The following is a 20,314-nucleotide window of genomic DNA, read 5'->3' on the forward strand; positions in this document are numbered from 1 at the left end:
CATGGAAACCATCAACCAGAAGCAGGAGTTTAATATAACGGTATATACCGAGAACCAAATTGGGTTACTTAACCGAATTGCTATTATATTTACACGCCGAAAAATAAACATCGATAGCCTGAATACTTCTCCATCGGAGATAGAAAGCATACATCGTTTCAACATCGTGATAACCGAATCTGAAGAGGTAGTGCGCAAGCTTACCCGCCAGATAGAGAAACAGGTGGAAGTATTAAAAGTATACTACCATACCAACCAGGATGTGGTTTGGCAGGAAATGGCGCTTTATAAAATGAGCACCGATGTAATTGCCGAGAAAGTAAGCGTAGAGCGTTTGCTGCGCGAGAACGGCGCACGTGCGGTAGTTATCCGTAAGGACTACACCGTATTTGAAACTACCGGCCACCGCGAGGAGACCGATAACCTGATCAAGATACTTCAGCCATACGGGCTGATAGAATTTGTTCGCAGTGCACGCGTGGCCATTATCAAAAAAAGCGATGGCTTCAACAGCAAGCTCCGCGAATTTGAAAGGCTTGAACCGGGCGAAGATGTGGTGGAAAACGAATATTTGAATAAAGGGCAGAAAGTGTTTACGATGTAAGTGTTTCTGAACCATGATTCGCCTGATTTAAGGATTATCCGATGCAAATCAAGTAAATCCTAAAATCCAACAAATCAAGGTTCAGAAAAATCGGTGAAATCAAAAAATTAAAATAAAACATCAATCGGTGGAATCACCCCTAATCGGTGGAATCACAAAAATCAAAAATCAATACAATGGCAAAATTAAATTTCGGCGGTACTGAAGAAAATGTAGTAACCCGCGAAGAGTTCCCACTATCAAAAGCTCAGGACGTTTTAAAAGACGAAGTTGTAGCAGTAATTGGCTACGGCGTACAAGGCCCGGGCCAGGCGCTCAATCAAAAAGACAACGGCATTAACGTAATTGTTGGCCAGCGTAAAAATTCAAAAACCTGGGATAAAGCTATTGCTGATGGCTTTGTACCCGGCGAAACCCTTTTTGAAATTGAAGAAGCTTTAGAGCGTGGAACCGTTATTTGCTATTTATTGAGCGATGCTGCACAGATAGCTTTATGGCCAACCGTTAAAAAACACTTAACCCCGGGTAAAGCATTATACTTTTCTCACGGTTTTGGTATCACTTTCAACGAGCAGACCGGCATCGTTCCTCCTGCAGATGTTGACGTATTTTTGGTTGCCCCTAAAGGTTCGGGTACTTCATTGCGCCGCATGTTCTTACAAGGCCGTGGCTTGAACTCAAGCTACGCTATCTTCCAGGATGCAACAGGCAAAGCTTTCGAGCGTGTTATCGCTTTAGGTATCGCTGTAGGTAGCGGTTACCTGTTCGAAACTGACTTCCGTAAAGAAGTATTCAGCGATTTAACCGGCGAGCGTGGCACTTTGATGGGCTGTATCCAGGGTATTTTTGCTGCTCAGTACGAAGTATTGCGCTCAAAAGGCCACTCTCCATCGGAGTCGTTCAACGAAACTGTTGAAGAGTTAACTCAATCGTTGATGCCATTAGTTGCAGAGAACGGTATGGATTGGATGTACGCCAACTGCTCTACTACTGCACAACGCGGTGCATTAGACTGGTGGAAAGCCTTCCGCGATGCTACTAAACCGGTATTTGAAGACCTGTACAACAGTGTTGCAACCGGTGTTGAATCACAAAAATCTATCGATAGCAACAGCAAACCAGATTACCGCGAGAAACTGGATGCCGAATTAGCTGAATTACGCGAAAGCGAATTATGGCAAGCCGGTAAAACCGTACGCAGCTTGCGCCCTGAGAACCAGGCTGTAGAAGCATAATTCCAAGTATTAAGTCTTAAGTCGCCTGTAGTAAGTCCTATTGGCGGCTTAAGACTTAAAACTTTTATACTAAAGACTTAAAAAATGGCACAGACATTATTCGACAAAATTTGGGATGCGCACGTCGTCAGTAGCAGCGAGGGTTTCCCCGATATTTTATACATCGATACACATTTTATACACGAGGTAACCAGTCCGCAGGCATTTGATGGTTTGCGCAAAAGAGGGCTACCCGTTTTCAGGCCAAAACAAACTGTTGCCACGGCCGACCACAACGTCCCCACTTGGGACCAGCACCTCCCCATTAAAGAAGAACTTTCCCGCTACCAGGTAGATATGCTCACCAAAAACTGTGCAGAGTTCGGCATCGAACTTTACGGTTTAGGGCATCCGTACCAGGGTATCGTCCACGTTATAGGCCCCGAACTGGGCATCACCCGTCCGGGTGGTACTTATGTTTGCGGCGACAGCCACACCTCTACGCATGGTGCGTTCGGCGCTATTGCCTTTGGCATTGGCACCTCGCAGGTAGAGCAGGTTTTGGCTACACAATGTTTACTGCAATCGCGCCCTAAAAGGATGAAGATAGAAGTGAACGGCAAATTACAGGCAGGCGTTGGTGCAAAGGATATCATCCTTTACATTATTGCCCAAATTTCTGCAGCAGGCGGCACAGGCTACGCGGTAGAATATGCCGGTGATACTATCCGTGGGCTGAGCATGGAAGGCCGCATGACCATCTGTAACATGAGCATCGAAATGGGTGCCCGTTGCGGATTGATCGCTCCTGACGAAACCACCATCAACTACGTAAAAGGCCGCGAATTTGCCCCTAAAGGCGAAGAGTGGGATAAGGCAGTTGCTTACTGGCAAACTTTGTACTCTGATGAAGATGCAGAATTTGATGCCGTATTAAGCTACCGTGCCGAAGATATTGAACCAATGATAACCTACGGTACTAACCCGGGTATGGGCATTGGCGTTACACAACACGTTCCGGAAACCGCATCATTCGAGCACAAGGAACAGGCATCATACAAAAAAGCCCTCGATTATATGGGGCTGCACGATGATGAGCAATTATTAGGCAAACCTATCGATTATGTTTTCATTGGCAGCTGCACCAACAGCCGCATTGAAGACTTGCGCCAGGTAGCCGATTTTGTAAAAGGAAAACACAAGGCCGATAACGTAACGGTATGGGTTGTACCCGGCAGTAAGCAGGTACAAGAACAAGCCATCCGCGAAGGCCTCGACAAAATATTCAACGCCGCAGGCTTCCCGCTGCGCGAACCGGGCTGCAGCGCTTGCCTGGGCATGAACGAGGATAAGATACCTGCAGGCAAATACTGCGTATCAACCTCTAACCGCAACTTCGAAGGCCGCCAGGGCCCCAACAGCCGCACCTTTTTGGCCAGCCCGCTAACGGCAGCCGCCAGTGCGATAACGGGTGTCGTTACTGACATTCGCGAATTTCTGAAAGAGGAGGAATTAGTATGAGTACCAAAATATTCAAACACGTACAAACCAGCGTAGTGCCGCTGCCTATCGAGAATATAGATACCGACCAGATAATACCGGCCAGGTTTTTAAAGGCCACTACCCGCGATGGTTTTGGCAACAACCTCTTCCGCGATTGGCGCTTTGATAACGACGGCAACCCGAAAGCAGATTTTGTGCTGAACGAACCTATCTACAGCGGCAAAATACTGGTGGCTGGCAAAAACTTTGGTTGCGGCAGCAGCCGCGAGCACGCCGCCTGGGCTATTGCCGATTATGGCTTTGATGCTGTAGTAAGCAGCTTTTTTGCCGATATTTTTAAAGGCAACGCCCTTAACAATGGCTTACTACCCGTACAGGTTAGCGAAGATTTTTTAGCAAAAATATTCGATGCAGTTTATGCCGATGCTCACGCTGAGGTAGAGATAGACCTGGAAGGCCAGTACATCAAAATAGCCGGCACCGGCGAGCAGGAAAGCTTTGAGGTGAACGCTTACAAAAAAGCCTGCATGATAAACGGGTACGATGATATCGATTACATCCTCAGCCAAACCGAAAAGATAGAGGAGTTTGAGGAAGCGAGATAGTGAGTGGTAAATAGAGAGTGGTGAGTGATTAGATATTCTGACCATTCAAAATGACTCAATGACCTAATGACTCAATGACAACAAATCAAAAAGAGATAAAACGCGAAGGCAAGGGCACTGCAAAACTATTCGATGAGCGTAGTTTGGAGATAGATTATGCTACCCTGCCACCGCTGCTGCAACCGGGCTGGAAAGTGTTGGATGTGGGCTGCGGTACCGGCGCTATCTCTAAAGGTATTGCATTAGCCGTTGGCGAAGAAGGGCATGTAACGGGTATTGATAACACCGCCTACTTTGTGGAAAGCGGTAACGAAACCTATGCCGATATCCGCAACCTGAAGTTGGAGCACGCCAGCCTGTATGATTACCAGCCCGAAGAAAAGTTCGATCTGGTAACATCGGCACGTACGCTGCAATGGCTGAGCACGCCGCAGAAAGCAGTGGTAAAGCTGAAAACCCTGCTGAAGCCCGAGGGCATATTATCTGTTTTGGATTATAACCACGAGGCATTAGAATGGCAGCCCGAGCCACCTGCAAGCATGCGTAAGTTTTACGCCACATTTTTGCGCTGGCGTGGAGATGCAGGCATGAACAACCACATTGCCGAAGACCTGCCGGAGTATTTTGCCGAAGCAGGCTTAAGTGATATAGAAGTATTGGAAGCTAACGAGGTTTACAAAAAAGGTGACGCCAACTTCGAGCACAAAATAGGCATCTGGTCGTCTGTGGCGCAGATGACGCAGATGGTAGACGAAGGCTACATCAGTAACGAAGACCGCCTGCTGGCTATAGAAGAATATAACAACTGGATAAAAACCGACGCGCAACTGATGGTAATGAAACTAAAAGAAGTGCGCGGGATCAATAAAATATAAAAACAAAAAAGTCCCCCCTTCAGGGGGTTAGGGGGCTAAAGATTATATGGGCATTCAAAAACACATCTTAATAATACCGGGCGACGGTATAGGCCCCGAGGTTACCACCTGGGGTAAAGCAGTTTTAGAGAAGATCGGCGAAAAATACGGCCACGAGTTTACTTTCGACGAGGCACTGATGGGCCACGCAGGTATCGAAGCAACAGGCAGCCCGCTGCCCGATGAAACTTTGGAAAAAGCCAAAGCCAGCGATGCTATTCTTTTCGGCGCTATCGGCCACATTAAATATGATAACGACCCATCGGCAAAGGTTCGCCCGGAGCAGGGTTTGCTGAAGATACGCAAAGAGCTTGGCCTGTATGCCAACCTGCGCCCTATTATGCTTTTCGATGAATTATTGGATGCATCGAGCCTGAAACCGGAAATATTAAAAGGTACTGATATTCTTTTCTTCCGCGAATTGACCGGCGACGTATACTTCGGCGAGAAAAAACGCAGCGAAGACCGCAACACCGCATCCGACCTGATGGTTTACAGCCGTTACGAGGTTGAGCGCATCGCCATAAAAGCTTACGAAGCAGCAATGGTGCGTGGCAAAAGGTTATGCTCGGTTGATAAAGCCAACGTACTGGAAGCATCGCGCCTGTGGCGTGAGGTGGTGCAGGAAATTGCCAAACAATATCCCGAAGTAGAAACCGAGCACATGTTTATTGATAACGCGGCCATGCAACTGGTTAAAAACCCTAAAAAGTTTGATGTGGTATTAACCGCTAACCTTTTCGGCGATATCCTTACAGATGAGGCCTCGCAAATTGCGGGCTCTATGGGTATGCTGGCTTCAGCTTCAGTTGGCGATGGTACGGGCTTCTTCGAGCCTATCCATGGTTCGGCACATGATATTGCAGGACGAGACAAAGCTAACCCGCTGGCCTCTATCCTATCGGTTGCCTTGATGCTGGAAATTAGCTTCGGCCTGAAAGATGAAGCAAAAGCCATTACCGATGCTATAGACAAGGCACTAAAAGACGGCTACCGCACCGGCGACATTGCCGATGCCCAAACCGACAAAGCCAAAATATTAGGCACAACCGCCATGGGCGAAAAGGTGTTGAGCTACTTGTAGGCGAAGCCCCCAAGCCTCCGCTGGTTAGCGGAGGAGCTTTTGAGAGGCAAGACTATTAGAAATCAAGAACCAAGAAAAATCGGTGGAATCATCGCTGAATCGGTGGAATCCCCCCAAATAAAATCGGTGGAATCAATCCCCATCGGTGTAATCAAAAAAATATGAAATGGAACGCTGAATTATACGACGACAAACACTCCTTCGTGTTTCAATACGGAGAGAACGTGTTGGAACTGCTGGACGTTGCGCCGGGCCAGCGTGTTCTTGATCTGGGTTGTGGTACCGGCTACTTAACCAGCCAGATACAACAAAAAGGCGCGCAGGTTACGGGTATTGATGCCTCGCCCGATATGATAGCTAAAGCGCAGGCAACCTACCCCGAGGTAGATTTTTTTGTGAAGGATGGTACCGATTTTCATTTCGATGAAAAATTTGATGCGGTATTCTCTAACGCTACCCTGCATTGGATAAAAAATGCAGATGCGGCCATTAAATGCGTTTACGATGCGCTTAAACCCGGCGGCCGCTTTGTTGCCGAAATGGGTGGCAAAGGCAACGTACAAAAACTAATAGCCGCCACCCGCCAGGTATTGCGCAAACACGGCTACAACCGCCAGGCCGAAACCGAAGTATGGTACTTCCCGTCGCTGGCAGAGTACACCAGCCGTTTAGAAGCACAGGGCTTCCGCGTAGCTTTTGCGTCGCACTTTGATCGTAAAACACCGCTGCAGGATGGCGACGAAGGCGTGGCCAAATGGATAACCATGTTTGCCCCGCTATATTTGCTGGGCATACCGCAAAGCGAAAAACAGGAGCTGTTAAAAGAAATAACTACCTTGCTTGAACCGGCTTATAACGAGAACGGGCAATGGTATGCCGATTACGTACGTTTAAGATTTATAGCAGTAAAAGAGATTTGAGTATTGCGATGTGAGATATGAGATTTCGCCCCCAAACTCAATTGAAATAATAAAATAATAAAACCGATGCAGGATCTGAGATCGGCAGGCTTCAAAGAGTCTCCTATCGCAGATCTAACATCTCAAATCTAAGAGTATATGTTACACGATCCCAACCGCGTTTATGTTTTTGATACCACGCTTCGCGATGGCGAGCAGGTACCGGGCTGCCAGTTAACAACACCCGAAAAAGTTGAAATTGCCCGCGAGCTGGAACTGCTGGGCGTGGATATTATAGAGGCAGGCTTTCCGGTAAGCAGCCCCGGCGATTTTATGAGCGTGGTAGAAATATCAAAAGCTGTAAAAGAGCCCACCGTTTGCGCCCTTACCCGCGCCAACAAAATGGATATCGATGTTGCGGTAGAGTCGCTGAAGTATGCAAAACATCCTCGTATTCATACCGGTATTGGCTCGTCGGATATGCATATTAAGCATAAGTTCAACAGTACCCGCGAGGAGATATTAGAACGCGCTGTAGATGCCGTTAAATACGCCAAGAAGTCGGTAGAAGATATTGAGTTCTATGCCGAAGATGCCGGCCGTGCGGATGTGGTTTACCTGGCGCAAATGGTTGAAGCCGTTATTGCTGCCGGTGCTACGGTAGTAAATATCCCTGATACCAACGGCTACTGCCTGCCCGACCAGTACGGAGCGAAGATCAAATTCCTTAAGGAGAACGTAAAGAATATTGATAAGGCTATTATTTCGGTACACTGCCATAACGACCTTGGTTTGGCTACCGCTAACTCTATCGCCGGTTTACAAAACGGTGCCCGCCAGATAGAAGGTACCATTAACGGTATTGGCGAACGTGCCGGTAACACCGCCATTGAAGAGGTAGTGATGATCCTGAAAACACACCAGGTATTGGGCTTACATACCAATATCGATTCGAAGAAATTCTTCGAGTTGAGCCACATGATACGTACGCAAATGCGTATGCCGGTACAGCCTAACAAAGCTATTGTGGGTGCCAACGCCTTCGCACACAGCTCGGGCATTCACCAGGACGGCTTCCTGAAAATGCGTGAGAATTACGAGATTATTCGCCCGGAAGATGTGGGCTTCCCAAGCGCAACTATTGTGTTGACCGCCCGCAGCGGCCGCCATGCTTTAAAATTCCATTTGGAAAGGCTTGGCCACAAATTAGATAAAGACGAACTATACGAAGCGTATAAACGCTTTTTAACACTGGCCGATGCCAAGCTCGACATAAACGATGATGACTTGCAGCAACTGATGGCAGAACCACTGGTAAAGAACTAATTAATGGATACCGAAACGCAAAGCCATTTGGATTTTGAAGGGGCATATGAGCGATTGAGTGGTGTGGTAAAACACACACCCTTAGAGCATAACGAGCGCCTCTCGGCAAAATACGAATGCGAGATATATTTAAAACGCGAAGACCTGCAGGTGGTGCGCTCTTACAAATTAAGGGGCGCCTACAACATGATAAGCAGGCTGAATACCGAACAACTGAGCCGCGGCGTGGTATGCGCCAGTGCGGGTAACCATGCCCAGGGCGTAGCATTCTCGTGCCGCAAACTGGGCACCAAGGGCGTAATTTTTATGCCCGAAATTACCCCCAAGCAAAAGGTAAAGCAAACTGAAATGTTCGGCAACGGCAACGTAGAGCTGGTGCTGGTAGGCGACACCTTTGACGATTGCCTGCGCGAAGCACTTGCCTACACAAAGGAACATAACATGACCTTCATCCCCCCTTTTGATAATGAACAAATTATTGAAGGGCAGGGTACGGTAGGCGTAGAAATATTTGAGGCATTGCCTGATGTTGATGCCGTTATTATGCCCGTAGGTGGTGGCGGTTTAGCAGCCGGTGTAGGTACTTACCTGCGCCAACAAAACCCTGATGTGTTGCTGATAGGTGTTGAACCCGAAGGTGCCCCATCCATGCTTACCGCTATTGAAAAAGGCGAACCCGTTGCCTTAGGCAATATCGATCGCTTTGTTGATGGCGCTGCCGTAAAACGCGTGGGCGAAAAAACCTTCCGCGTTTGCCGCGACATATTGGACGATATGCTCACCGTAGCCGAAGGCAAGGTTTGCACAACCATACTAAAGCTTTACAACGAAGATGCCATTGTGGTAGAACCGGCCGGTGCCTTATCGGTAGCTGCGCTGGATGCGGTAAAAGACCAAATAAAAGGCAAAAATGTAGTTTGTATCGTTAGCGGTGGCAATAACGACATCGAGCGCATGGCAGAGATAAAAGAAAGGTCGCTGCTGTATGAGGGACTGAAGCATTACTTCATCGTCCGTTTCCCGCAACGCCCTGGTGCTCTGAAGTTATTTGTAACCAATGTGCTTGGCCCCGGTGATGATATCACCCGTTTCGAATTCATCAAAAAAACGGCTAAAGAGAATGGGCCTGCACTGGTAGGTATTGAGCTTAGCAATGCCGGTGATTATGATGCTTTACTGAAACGCATGGAAGAGAACCGTTTTGAGGTAATTGAGATAAATAAGGACGCAACCTTGTTTGAGTATTTGGTGTAAGATTTATTTTAACCGCGGAGAAAGCAGAGGTTACGCGGAGGTTCACAGAGATTTTTAAGAGACGCGATGGCACGCGTCTCTTTTTTTATGCCCATATATCCCACTTTGTCATTGCGAGGAGCAGCGCAGGAATCGTGCGGGAGAGCGACGTGGCAATCTCGTTATAAAGCATTACCGCAATGTATCACCGTCTACTTTGCACACTTCAATGTCCTATGAGATTGCCACGTCGCGCCCTCTCTCTACCCAGTCCTTCTGCTCCTCGCAATGACATAGTTTGTTATTTAACCGCTCATTGCTCACGCAAGCTTCCCCGCTTGTAGGCCGCATGCAAGGTAATCAACATGCAGATCAGCCTACTCCCCCATCATCTTCATTGCTTCCATCGCCGCAACCTGCCCCGATATCAGCGCAGGCGGCACACCCGGACCAGGAACGGTTAGCTGACCTGTGTAAAGCATATTCTTCACATGCTTGGCCCGCATAGAGGGTTTAAAAAACGCGGTTTGGGCGAGGGTATTGGCTAAACCGTAAGCATTGCCCTTAAAAGAATGATAATCGGCTTTGAAATTATCCATGGCGTAGCTGCGTTTTACTACTATACTATCGCGCAGGGGTTGGCCGGTCACCTGCTCAAATCGGTCTACCATTATATCAAAGTATTTTTCGCGCAGGGCATCGCTATCCTGTAAACCCGGAGCCAGTGGCATTAAAAAGAAAAGGTTTTCGCATCCTTCGGGAGCCGCACCCGGGTCGGTTTTAGATGTGCAGCAAACGTAGAATAGCGGCTTGGTGGGCCATTGCGGATCGGTGTATATCTCGTTGGCGTGTTGCTCAAAGTCCTCATCAAAAAATAAGTTATGATGCTGAATACCCTCTATTTTTTTATTCGTGCCGATGTAAAATAATAAGCTGGATGGCGACATTACACGGCTATCCCAATACTTTTCGGTGTAGTTGCGATGCGGTTGATCAAGCAGATGCTGGTCGCCGTGGTTGTAGTCGGCACCGGTTATTACAAAGTCGGCTTTTATATCACCTTGCGTGGTTTGGATGGTGTTTACCTGCTTGCCGGCTACTTCTATTTTGGTTACTTCGGTATTCAGCCTGATATCCACACCATAACTCTCGGCAATGCTAACCATGGCTTTTACAATTTCATTCATGCCACCCATAGGGTACCAGGTGCCGAAGGCAAGGTCGGCGTAGTTCATCATGCTGTACATGGCTGGCGTATCCTGCGGGCGGGCACCAAGAAACAGCACCGGGAATTCAAGTAGTTTGATCAGCTTCGGGTTTTTGAAATATTGGCGTACATGCTTACTCATATTGGTAAGCAATTGCATACTAAAGCTTTTGCGGATGAGGTTAAGATCAATAAACTCGGTAATAGAATGCGAGGGGCGAAACACATATTCCCCCATGCCCACTTTGTACTTATAGGCGGCCTGCTCTAAAAACTGTTTCAGGCCCTTGCTGCTGCCCGGTTCAATACTTTCGAACAAGGCTTCCAATTCAACCATTTCTGCAGGGACATCCAGTGTATCATCCTTACCGAAATAAACACGATAGCCCGGGTCGAGGCGTTTCAGGTTGTAAAAGTCGGACGGCTTTTTGCCGAACAGGGCGAAAAAGTTTTCGAAAACATCGGGCATCCAATACCAACTTGGGCCCATATCAAACTTAAATCCATCCTTTTCCCATATACGGGCGCGCCCGCCGGGCTGGTCGTTCTTCTCTACAATGGTGACCTTATATCCCTCTTTTGCCAGCACACATGCCGAAGCCAAGCCTGCAAAACCTGCCCCTATTACTACAATTTGCTTATTCTTCATCCGAAACCAAATGTAAACATTACTACGCGGGCAAAAACAATACGCCGTTGGTTTTGTACATTTGAGGGAAATGAATTTATTCGACGAAACGTGTTTTGAATGCAGCAAGCTGATCACCGAGAAGTATAGCACCTCGTTCAGCCTCGGCATCAAAGCATTCGAAAAACATTTGCGTTACCCTGTTTACGCCATTTACGGCTTTGTGCGCTATGCCGACGAAATTGTTGACACCTTTTACGGGCACGACCAGCGCCAACTCATCGACGATTTCCGAACTGAAACCTTCAAAGCCATAGAGCGGGGCATCAGCACTAATCCCGTACTGCAATCGTTTCAGCAGGTAGTAAACCAATACAGCATCGAAAAAGAATTGATAGATGCCTTCCTCACCTCCATGAAAATGGACCTCGATAAAACCAAGTACGACGAAGGCGGCTATAAAATATACATCTACGGCTCAGCCGAAGTAGTTGGGTTGATGTGCCTGCGTGTATTTTGTGCCAACAATGGTATGCTGTATAACCAGCTTATCCCAAAGGCGCGTAGCCTGGGTTCGGCATTTCAGAAGATAAATTTCCTGCGGGATATTAAGGCCGATTATGAAGACCGTGGCCGCACCTATTTCCCCGATGTAGATTTTAAAAATTTTACCGCGCACGATAAAAGCGTCATTGAAACCGATATTAAAAAAGACTTTGACGACGCTTTGTTAGGCATAAAACAATTGCCCAAAGGCGCCCGCTTGGGGGTATACGTGGCCTATGTTTATTACCTGCAATTGTTTAAAAAGATACGCCGTACGCCCGCCAAAACAATTATGCAGAAACGCATCCGCATATCCGATCCGCGCAAGCTGAGCCTTTACGTAAAGGCAAAACTCCACCAAAAGTTAAACCTGATATAACCTGCCGATGCTATTCAGCCTATCCCGTTTCCAATTACGTTATGTGCTGTTAACCCTGTTGGCAGCTGTGTGCCTTTCGTTCAAAAGCGCGCCTGAAACAACAGAACCCGACGTACATGTTATCCGCAAATTGCTTGTAACAGCGCTCGAAAGTAAGAAAACTACCGACTCGCTTTATAAAAGCCTCACTGCCATTAAAAACCGCTCGGGGTTGATAAATGCTTACATCGGCACACTGGAAGCACTAAAGGCTAAGCATGCCTGGAACCCTTATTACAAGGTGAAGTACCTGAACGATTGCGAAAAAACTTTTAAAACTGCCGTAGCGGCCGACCCTCACAATATCGAAATACGTTTTATGCGTTTCTCGATCGAGCATAACGTGCCTAAGTTCTTAGGCTACACCAAAAACCTGGTGGACGACCGCGAGGAGATAATTAAGCAGTTGGATGCGAAGAATTACACCTCGGCAGATAAAACCCTGCAGAGAACCATTATTAAATTCCTGCTCGAGTCGAAACGTTGCACTGCCGAAGAGCAGCATAAACTTAACCAATATTTAGCCGCCCTATAGCGTGAAGTACACCTATCTCATCATTAACCTGCTCACGGTAGTTTTCCCGGTGGCATTGTCGTTCGATAAGCGGGTGGCCTTTGCCAAAAGCTGGCGTTACCTTTGGCCGGGCATGGCAATTACGGGGCTGGTGTTTTTGTTTTGGGATGTGCTGTTCACTATTTACGGCGTTTGGACTTTTAATGATAAGCATATCACCGGCATTAAATTCATTGGCTTGCCGCTGGAGGAGATACTCTTCTTTTTGACCGTTCCCTTTTCCTGCGTGTTTATTTATGCCTGCCTCAACTACTATGTAAAATGGCAGCCCAGCCGTTTGTATAGCCGTTTAGTATCTAACTTGCTTATCGGCGCTTCGGCGTCGTTACTGGCTTACAATTACACCCGCCTGTACACAGCAGTTACGTTCGGTTTATTGATCGTGTTGTTGGTGGCCCTGGTTTACTACTTTAAAGTAAATTGGTTGGGCGGGTTTTATATGGCTTTTGTGGTATCGCTTATACCCTTTTATATTGTGAACGGCATATTAACCAGTTGGCCGGTGGTGCTGTACAATGATGCGCAGAATATGGGTATTCGGGTAGGCTCCATCCCTTTCGAGGACCATTTCTACAGCATGGCGCTATTACTGATGAACATAGCTTTTTTTGAATACTTTAAACAGCGCAAAACCACATGAGCGAATTGCCTACCTATACCAAATCGCAGCTGGCCCTGCGCAACGGGCAGGATAAACCGCAGATATGGGTTGCCCTGCGCGGTATAATATATGATGTTACCGAAAGCCGCCTCTGGCGCAACGGCAAACACTACGAACACTGGGCCGGGCAAGACCTTACCGAAGAGCTTGCCGATGCACCGCATACGGAGAGCGTATTCGCGAAATTTGAGGTGGTGGGGAAATTGGGTTAATTTAGGCGTTTCCGCCCATATGTCATTGCGAGCGATAGCGCGGCAACCTCGTAGCCAATGCATGAACGCTTTGCATCACGACGAGATTGCCACGTCGCTCCTCCGCTCCTCCTTTCACGCTGCTCCTCGCAATGACAAATCGGAATAAGTGGCTAAGAGAGCACAAAAAAACCCGCCTTATCTAAAGCGGGTTCTCCATTTATATTGTTGATGAGTTTATTGGCTTAGTTTTCTGCGTAAACAGGTTTCGCAATACCGTTATCGTAAGCCTTCAGGTTTTTCTTAAGCAACTTGCGGGCTACGTGTATGCGGGTTTTCACGGTGCCGATAGGGATAGTTAAGTGGTCGGCAATTTCGTGGTATTTGTGGCCTTCAAAATACATGGTGAAGGGAACATAGTAATCGGCTGGAAGGCGGTCTAAAGCGCGTTTGATGTCGTCCATTACAAACTTGGCTTCGCCTTGGTTTTTTGTTGAACTGAATACCAGGTTCGGCGAAGATATTTCATCGCTCTTGGTAACAAAAGTGCTCATTTTAACAAAACGGCGGTAATTGTTGATGAAGGTATTTTTCATGATGGTGTATAACCATCCTTTCAAATTAGTGCCTTCTTTAAACTTATTGTAATAAGTTATGGCTTTCAACATTGTATCCTGAACAAGGTCGTTAGCATCGTCTGCGTCGTGCGTAAAGTGTAAGGCGTATGACCTTAATGAACTTGCTTGACGTAATACCAGGGTGTTAAACTCAATCTTTGTCATTCTGTTAATGTTTTGTACCGAGTATTATTCAAACATGGTACCACAAAATGAAAAGTGTATGAAAATCAGGATTGGCCTAAAAAACGCCCTCAACAGCGAAAAAAAGGCACTATATGGCGAAAAATGACACAAACAGCTATAAATCAGCGGTGTAACACCTAAAAACATTGTCTATTTTTTGCCACAAGGGTGCAAAACAATTTAAAACAAATGCGTTTTTAAATGCTTAGGGGATAGCGAGTTGAGAAAATATAGTATTAATTAAGCAAATTAACTAATAATATTCACCTCACGTTGTAGGGTAACGCCAAATTTAGCGTACACAGTGTCTATAATTTGCGACGAAAAACTGTACACTTCCTGTCCGGTAGCCCCTCCGTGGTTCACTAATACCAGCGCCTGGTTCTTCCAGGTACCTGTATTGCCCACTACTTTGCCTTTCCAGCCGCACTGTTCAATGAGCCAGCCGGCCGCCAGTTTCACCAGCCCATCGCCTGCAGGATAATTAACAACATCGGGGAAGTTTTGTTTAATAGGCTCAAATTCGGCAATGGTTATTACCGGGTTTTTAAAGAAACTGCCTGCATTGCCAATGGTTGATGGGTCGGGCAGTTTTGATACGCGGATGTGCGATACCACTTGGGAAACATCCTTCAGCGTTGGCTCGGTGATACCGCGCGCCGCCAGTTCCTGCTCAATGGCACCATATTTTAAATTGAAGTGCGGCGTTAACGAAAGTTTGAATTTTACCGAAACGATGATGTACTGCCCCGCAAGTTCGCCCTTGAAAACACTTTCGCGGTAGCCGAATTTACAATCTTCTTTGCTGAAGGTTTTAATTTCGCTTGTAGCTATCTCAAAGGCCCGGCAGCTTTCAAAAACATCTTTCAGTTCTACGCCGTAGGCACCAATATTTTGGATGGGCGATGCACCCACCGAGCCCGGTATAAGGCTCAGGTTCTCCATTCCGGCATAACCATGGTCTACAGCGTAATTAACCAATCCGTTCCAAATTTCGCCGGCACCGGCTTCTACAAAAACATCATCGTGGCTAATGCGATGCTCAATACCGCGGATGTTGAGGCGAATAACCAAACCATCGAAATCTGCCACCATCAGCATGTTGCTGCCGCCGCCTAACACCAGGCGCGGCATCTGCTGCCATAGCGGATCGGCAAAAAGTTCGGTCAATTCATCGGCATGGTTTATCTCCGCAAAGTAGCGGGCATTAGCATCTATACCAAAGGTGTTGAAGTTTTTGAGCGATACGTTTTCCTGAATTTGCAGCATGGTGGCGAATTTCGGAAAATTATTCGGGATGGTGGGGTATAGATTTTACCGCAAATTGAGTGAACACGAATGGCGCGAATTAAAAAGAATTTCACAAATCGTAGCGACGAGACTATCTATACTCGCTCGTTTCGTTCACAATTGAGTGAACACGAATGCTTCGAATTAAGAAAAATTTCACAAATCGTAGCGACGAAAGTAATTCTACCGAAACAATAGAAATTCGCGTAATTCGATACAATTAGACAAATTAGTGTTAACTCATTTAACCGAAAAGGGAGTGAACACGAATGGCCCGAATTAAGAAAAATTTCACAAATCGTAGCGACGAAAGTAATTATATCGAAACAATGGAAATTCGTGTAATTCGATACAATTAGACAAATTAGTGTTAACTCAAATCTAAACGGATGTTATTTCTACTCGTATCAAATAAAAATGTGTCAGCGCCTGCTCGCGGGTAGCTTTGTTGATGAATTTCATGGTGATATTTTCCCCGAAGTAATTATCGAATACCTTTATCACCTGCATGCGCAGCTTACTTTTCTTTAATTGCTCCATGGAGGCATCATTGGCAAACACCAACGCGGGCTGCGGGCTCTTGATGATAGCATCCACTGTTGCATAAGCCACTGGCTGTTTCATATAGAAATCGAATCTATCGGCCATGGGTGCGGTAGATATGATCTGTTGGCCGGGATAATGGGTGTTTACATACTCTGCGGCTACGCCATCGCCTTTGTAGTTGGCCATGGCGGGATAAAATGCCAGTAGGAACCAGGCGTTCACCATTAATACCACAATGCCGCTAAGCAGTAAGGCGGGTTGGTAACTATTACCCAAGTTTCGGAAAATGAAATAAGTCGAGATAACACTTATCAACAATAACAATATGGCTATCCAAAGTTTCTCAGTATCGAACAGGATAGCTACGGTTATAAATACAGCTAACAACAATCCGCAAATAACGTATTGACTTATTTTGAAAAAGCGCAGCTCGGCAACTGTTGTTAGTTGGATGATAAATCCCGCCGTAATAATAGCAAAGAACGGGAACAAAATATTCGTTTAAAATGGCAGTTGAAATTTGGATATAGAGAATATCAACAGCATTACTATGGATGCCGATACACCCAGGTATTCGGGCTGAGGGCGGCGTTTGATGATCTCCCATAGCTTTTTGCCCAGCGCATAATAAAACACAATGGCCCATGGCGCAAATGCCCAAAGCAGGGTATGCAAAAAGAAAAACACATCGCCATGCGAATTGGTGATGTAGCCATTATTATTAAAACGCCCAAACTGGCTATCCCACAAAAACCATTTTACGCCGGAGATATTAGTGCGGCCAAAAACTACCTTTTCGGGGTGCCGGTCGAACTGGGTGTAAACGGTATAAACCTCGGGCAGGACAAAAACGCATACTAATAAAAAAGCGAACAGCCAGCGCCATTGGAATAGTCCTTTGACATCTCCTTTGAACAGGTAGTCTCCTATGATAGCACTTCCTATCGGGACGAGCAGGTAAATACCTTTTGTCATAACCGCACAGGCGGTAAAAAGACTGCCGAGCAGCAGGTGCTGCAGGGTGAACTTTTCTTTCAGTTGATAAAAGTGGAACACGCTTCCCATCAACAAACCCATCAGGTAAGGCTCGGCACGCACGTCGGTGTTCGACATGATGGCGTGTTGTGCGGTAAGCAATATCAAAACCGCCCGCAGAGCGGTTTGCCTACCATAGAATTGCAACGCAAGCTCGTAGGTGTAAAATACCGACAGAAAGAAGAAAAGCAGCGCGGGCAACTTATAGGTAACGGTACTAACGCCGAATAGCTTAAAACTTAGGGCCGCCACCCAGAAGGGGAAATGCGGTTTATCCAACCAGCCGCGCCCGTGGTACACCAGATCGGTAAAGTTGTTGCTTTGGGCCATGTTGCGAGCCAGGATGCCGTACAGCGAGGGGTCGTCGGTAAAAAAGCGAATACCTATGCCGGCAAGGTTTACCAGAATGGCAGCTATCAATATAAAATAAAATAGCGGTTGAAGTTCCGCTGATGCCGGGGAGGTTATTGCTTTCTTCACCAAGTTACCAAACACAGGGGTTAAGTTCCCTTTATGCAAATTTAACCTGCCGATATTGGGGCCTTGTTAAGCCAATATTATTATATTGCACTGTAAACCTTATCAAAAAATTGTTATGTCCCCACGTTCGTTTTGGATACTATTATTAAAATTAGTTGGTGTTTGGATATTGTTTCACGCCATAGATGTTGTACCGCAATTCCTCACGCTGTTTTATCCGTCTAACTACTCACAACTCCGATACGATAATTGGGGAATAATACTTATCTCACTCATCATCGTTTTAATTTATATATCCATAGTTCGCCTGCTTGTTTTCAGGCCCGACATTGTTATTGATAAACTTAAGCTGGATAAACGTTTCGACGAGGAGCAGTTCAGCTTTAACATCCATCGGTCAACGGTTGTAGGTATAGCTATCATAATTATAGGTGCATTAATGATTATGAATACCTTACCGGTGTTTTTTAGAGAAGTGTATTTTTATTACAGATCGGAAACCATCGACAAAATGGGGCCAGGCATTGATTTAACATCGACGTTTGTAGACCTCTGCAAAATAGTTATTGGGTATTTGCTTGTGGTGAATAACAGGCAGGTGGTGAATTATATCGAAAAAACGAGAAGAGCGCCTGCTTTAGATACAGAGCATAGCGAGAACATTGATAACGATCAAACTAAACCATGAGAAATATATTCTTTTTGGCCCTTTGCTGTACATTAGCAGCTTGCGGCCCCGGCAAAACCGACACTGTTGAGGAGACCATAGCCGATACCACCACGGTGCCCGGCAAATCATATACAGCTGACCTGGTAACTGCAACCCCGATACAGATAGACAGTTCGGAATACTTTATGTACCCTATGCCTAACGGACACCCGGAAAAAGACGAGGAAGGCGGTTCTTTTTTGAGCAAAGATGTTCCCAACCTTACCTATTGGAACGTGGCCTTTTATAATACACTTACAAAAAAGATCCATTTGCTCTCGGATAGAAAGATGGTCATCAATTCTTACAATGCTGCGTATTCACGCTATGACTCCTCGTCGTCTTACGAATACCCCTCCTCAGATTCGCCAAACGAAAGAAACCGCGTAAACGCCTCCCAGGAGGATGGGCACATATTCTATTCGATAATTGTTGACGACTATAACAAAGACAATAAATTGGACAGAAAAGACCCTACCTACCTGTTTATGAGCGACAACCAGGGAAATAATCTTAAACAAATATCACCCGCGGGTACCAACGTAAGGAGCTGGGAACTCATCAAAAATTCGGGCGTTGTGCTGATGCAAACTCAACGCGACAGTACATACGACGGAGAGGCTATAATAGTGCCGGAAGTACCATATGCCTATGACCTTAAAAAAGGCGGTGCCCCCGAATTAGTGTTCAATACAGAGTTTGGTACAATGGTTAACAAGCTTTATAAAAAGCAATGGCCCGTTAAAAAGAAAAATTAGCGTATCCGCTATTCCTCCCAGGGCAAATACTTCGGTTGGTTATGCTCCAACAGTACAGGCGCAACTTTATTTAAGGTACCCCCACCCAACACAACTTCGTACAGCTTCAAATAATCTGCAGCCATTTTTGCTATGCTGAAATTATCCATACAGTATTCGTGGCAATGCTGCCTGCTATAGCTATCGGCATTTCGCAACGCTTCGGTTAAAACGCTTTTACTGGCGGATAACAGTCCGACTTCGGCAGGCACAAGTTCGGGCAGTGAGCCGTAGGGTGTGCCGAAAACGGGGCAGCCAAAGTACAGGCTTTCGGTAATAGCTACGCCGAAAGGTTCGTACCATAGCACGGGGAACAGCAGGCCTTTCGAGGCGTTCATTACCGCGCCTTTCTGTTCGTTGTTTACCATCCCCTTAAAACGCACATTCAAATTGGGTGTAAAGCGAAGGCCCATTTTAAGGTTGAGGCGTGTGCCGCCCATTACTACCAGTTTGTTGTGGCTGCGGGTGGCTATATCAATGGCTCCTTTTACATTCTTAACCTTCCATGCGGCTTTGGCCAAAAAGTGGAAGTGCTTACGGGGCTGGCTTAAGTTTGGTCGCGGGTAGTCGTCGGCATCCAGTCCGTTGTACACATAAACATCCGAGCCGTTGCGTGCTGCATGATTGGCAGATACAAATACCGAATTATTATCCATCTCTCCTTTGCCCGAATTATTGTGCACCGTACACAAGTATGGCTTTTTAGTAAACCCATGCACCTGGAACTGGAAGTGCACCACGTCTATATCATCGGGCACCTGCAAATTCATATCCTTTGTTGCATCGTAAATGAGTATATTAGCAAAAGGGCATTCCGAACCGGCATCTACCAAATAAGTTACTTTATGCCCCTGCCGCGCCAGCTCTTTACCGAGCCACCAAATTACGCGCTCGGTACCCCCATAAGTGGTAGCGGGTATGCGGGTATCATTCACTAAAAGGATATTCATCGATACAAAGTTAGCTTTCGTCGTAAATAAAATGTTGAAATTATAAAACATCAACTTTTTTAATTATTTTAGGAACTAAATTAACTTATTAACATTT

General features: G+C 46.3%; 21 protein-coding genes. 15 read left to right on the forward strand and 6 right to left on the reverse strand.

Annotation, left to right across the window (positions count from 1 at the left end; all coding sequences use genetic code 11):
• The first annotated feature begins 1 nt into the window (after position 1).
• The 9 genes from ilvN to ilvA all read left to right on the forward strand — a co-directional run bounded on the left by ilvN (position 2) and on the right by ilvA (position 9,403).
• On the forward strand, positions 2–604 hold the full coding sequence (ilvN, locus tag BC343_RS21470; protein ID WP_078349835.1) for an acetolactate synthase small subunit: 603 nt from the start codon (positions 2–4) through the stop codon (positions 602–604).
• Between the two features lie 176 nt (positions 605–780).
• Positions 781–1,839, forward strand: coding sequence for a ketol-acid reductoisomerase (gene ilvC, locus BC343_RS21475; RefSeq protein ID WP_078349836.1), 1,059 nt, complete (start codon positions 781–783; stop codon positions 1,837–1,839).
• Positions 1,840–1,923: 84 nt separating this feature from the next.
• Entirely contained in the window at positions 1,924–3,339 is a 1,416-nt protein-coding gene (gene leuC / locus BC343_RS21480; RefSeq protein WP_078349837.1) for a 3-isopropylmalate dehydratase large subunit, read from the forward strand.
• Entirely contained in the window at positions 3,336–3,926 is a 591-nt protein-coding gene (gene leuD / locus BC343_RS21485) for a 3-isopropylmalate dehydratase small subunit (protein ID WP_078349838.1), read from the forward strand. Before leuC ends, leuD begins: the two co-directional genes overlap by 4 nt.
• A 74-nt stretch (positions 3,927–4,000) precedes the next feature.
• On the forward strand, positions 4,001–4,801 hold the full coding sequence (locus BC343_RS21490; RefSeq protein WP_078349839.1) for a methyltransferase domain-containing protein: 801 nt from the start codon (positions 4,001–4,003) through the stop codon (positions 4,799–4,801).
• Between the two features lie 52 nt (positions 4,802–4,853).
• The gene (leuB, locus tag BC343_RS21495) at positions 4,854–5,924 is read left to right on the forward strand and encodes a 3-isopropylmalate dehydrogenase (RefSeq protein ID WP_078350106.1); all 1,071 of its coding nucleotides are present in this window, start codon (positions 4,854–4,856) and stop codon (positions 5,922–5,924) included.
• A gap of 161 nt (positions 5,925–6,085) precedes the next feature.
• A complete protein-coding gene (locus BC343_RS21500) occupies positions 6,086–6,844 on the forward strand; it encodes a class I SAM-dependent methyltransferase (RefSeq protein WP_078349840.1) in 759 nt (252 codons plus the stop codon).
• A gap of 138 nt (positions 6,845–6,982) precedes the next feature.
• A complete protein-coding gene (locus tag BC343_RS21505; RefSeq protein WP_078349841.1) occupies positions 6,983–8,149 on the forward strand; it encodes a 2-isopropylmalate synthase in 1,167 nt (388 codons plus the stop codon).
• A gap of 3 nt (positions 8,150–8,152) precedes the next feature.
• On the forward strand, positions 8,153–9,403 hold the full coding sequence (ilvA, locus tag BC343_RS21510) for a threonine ammonia-lyase IlvA (protein WP_078349842.1): 1,251 nt from the start codon (positions 8,153–8,155) through the stop codon (positions 9,401–9,403).
• Between the two features lie 356 nt (positions 9,404–9,759).
• On the opposite strand, the gene BC343_RS21515 is transcribed toward ilvA, so the two are convergent.
• Complete coding sequence (locus BC343_RS21515; RefSeq protein ID WP_078349843.1) at positions 9,760–11,238, reverse strand: phytoene desaturase family protein; 1,479 nt, start codon at positions 11,236–11,238, stop codon at positions 9,760–9,762.
• 70 nt (positions 11,239–11,308) lie between these two features.
• On the opposite strand from BC343_RS21515, the gene BC343_RS21520 reads away from it, so the two are divergent.
• The 4 genes from BC343_RS21520 to BC343_RS21535 are packed head-to-tail and all read left to right on the forward strand — an operon-like array spanning position 11,309 to position 13,628.
• Positions 11,309–12,142 carry a phytoene/squalene synthase family protein gene (locus tag BC343_RS21520; protein ID WP_078349844.1) on the forward strand — a complete coding sequence of 278 codons (834 nt, stop codon included), beginning with the start codon at positions 11,309–11,311 and terminating at the stop codon, positions 12,140–12,142.
• Between the two features lie 7 nt (positions 12,143–12,149).
• Positions 12,150–12,716 carry a hypothetical protein gene (locus tag BC343_RS21525; RefSeq protein WP_143822300.1) on the forward strand — a complete coding sequence of 189 codons (567 nt, stop codon included), beginning with the start codon at positions 12,150–12,152 and terminating at the stop codon, positions 12,714–12,716.
• Between the two features lies 1 nt (position 12,717).
• Entirely contained in the window at positions 12,718–13,395 is a 678-nt protein-coding gene (locus BC343_RS21530; protein ID WP_078349846.1) for a lycopene cyclase domain-containing protein, read from the forward strand.
• On the forward strand, positions 13,392–13,628 hold the full coding sequence (locus tag BC343_RS21535) for a cytochrome b5 domain-containing protein (protein WP_078349847.1): 237 nt from the start codon (positions 13,392–13,394) through the stop codon (positions 13,626–13,628). The genes BC343_RS21530 and BC343_RS21535 overlap by 4 nt, the downstream gene beginning before the upstream one ends.
• Before the next feature lie 224 nt (positions 13,629–13,852).
• Here BC343_RS21535 and BC343_RS21540 read toward each other — a convergent pair whose 3' ends face one another.
• The 4 genes from BC343_RS21540 to BC343_RS21555 form a co-directional block, all read right to left on the reverse strand.
• On the reverse strand, positions 13,853–14,389 hold the full coding sequence (locus BC343_RS21540; protein ID WP_078349848.1) for an RNA polymerase sigma factor: 537 nt from the start codon (positions 14,387–14,389) through the stop codon (positions 13,853–13,855).
• A gap of 270 nt (positions 14,390–14,659) precedes the next feature.
• A complete protein-coding gene (gene murB / locus BC343_RS21545; protein ID WP_078349849.1) occupies positions 14,660–15,679 on the reverse strand; it encodes a UDP-N-acetylmuramate dehydrogenase in 1,020 nt (339 codons plus the stop codon).
• 402 nt (positions 15,680–16,081) lie between these two features.
• Complete coding sequence (locus BC343_RS21550; protein ID WP_078349850.1) at positions 16,082–16,738, reverse strand: hypothetical protein; 657 nt, start codon at positions 16,736–16,738, stop codon at positions 16,082–16,084.
• Between the two features lie 9 nt (positions 16,739–16,747).
• Entirely contained in the window at positions 16,748–17,701 is a 954-nt protein-coding gene (locus BC343_RS21555) for an ArnT family glycosyltransferase (protein ID WP_143822301.1), read from the reverse strand.
• Positions 17,702–17,876: 175 nt separating this feature from the next.
• On the opposite strand from BC343_RS21555, the gene BC343_RS21560 reads away from it, so the two are divergent.
• Positions 17,877–18,449, forward strand: a complete 573-nt coding sequence (locus tag BC343_RS21560) for a hypothetical protein (protein WP_078349852.1) — start codon at positions 17,877–17,879, stop codon at positions 18,447–18,449.
• On the forward strand, positions 18,446–19,228 hold the full coding sequence (locus BC343_RS21565) for a hypothetical protein (RefSeq protein WP_078349853.1): 783 nt from the start codon (positions 18,446–18,448) through the stop codon (positions 19,226–19,228). The genes BC343_RS21560 and BC343_RS21565 overlap by 4 nt, the downstream gene beginning before the upstream one ends.
• Positions 19,229–19,236: 8 nt before the next feature.
• Here the strand turns inward: BC343_RS21565 and BC343_RS21570 are convergent, their stop codons facing one another.
• Positions 19,237–20,217: a glycosyltransferase gene (locus BC343_RS21570; protein ID WP_078350107.1), complete on the reverse strand. Its 981-nt coding sequence runs from the start codon at positions 20,215–20,217 to the stop codon at positions 19,237–19,239.
• Positions 20,218–20,314: the final 97 nt, after the last annotated feature.

Origin of the sequence: Mucilaginibacter pedocola, from assembly GCF_002013915.1 — a bacterium.
Lineage (GTDB): Bacteria > Bacteroidota > Bacteroidia > Sphingobacteriales > Sphingobacteriaceae > Mucilaginibacter > Mucilaginibacter pedocola.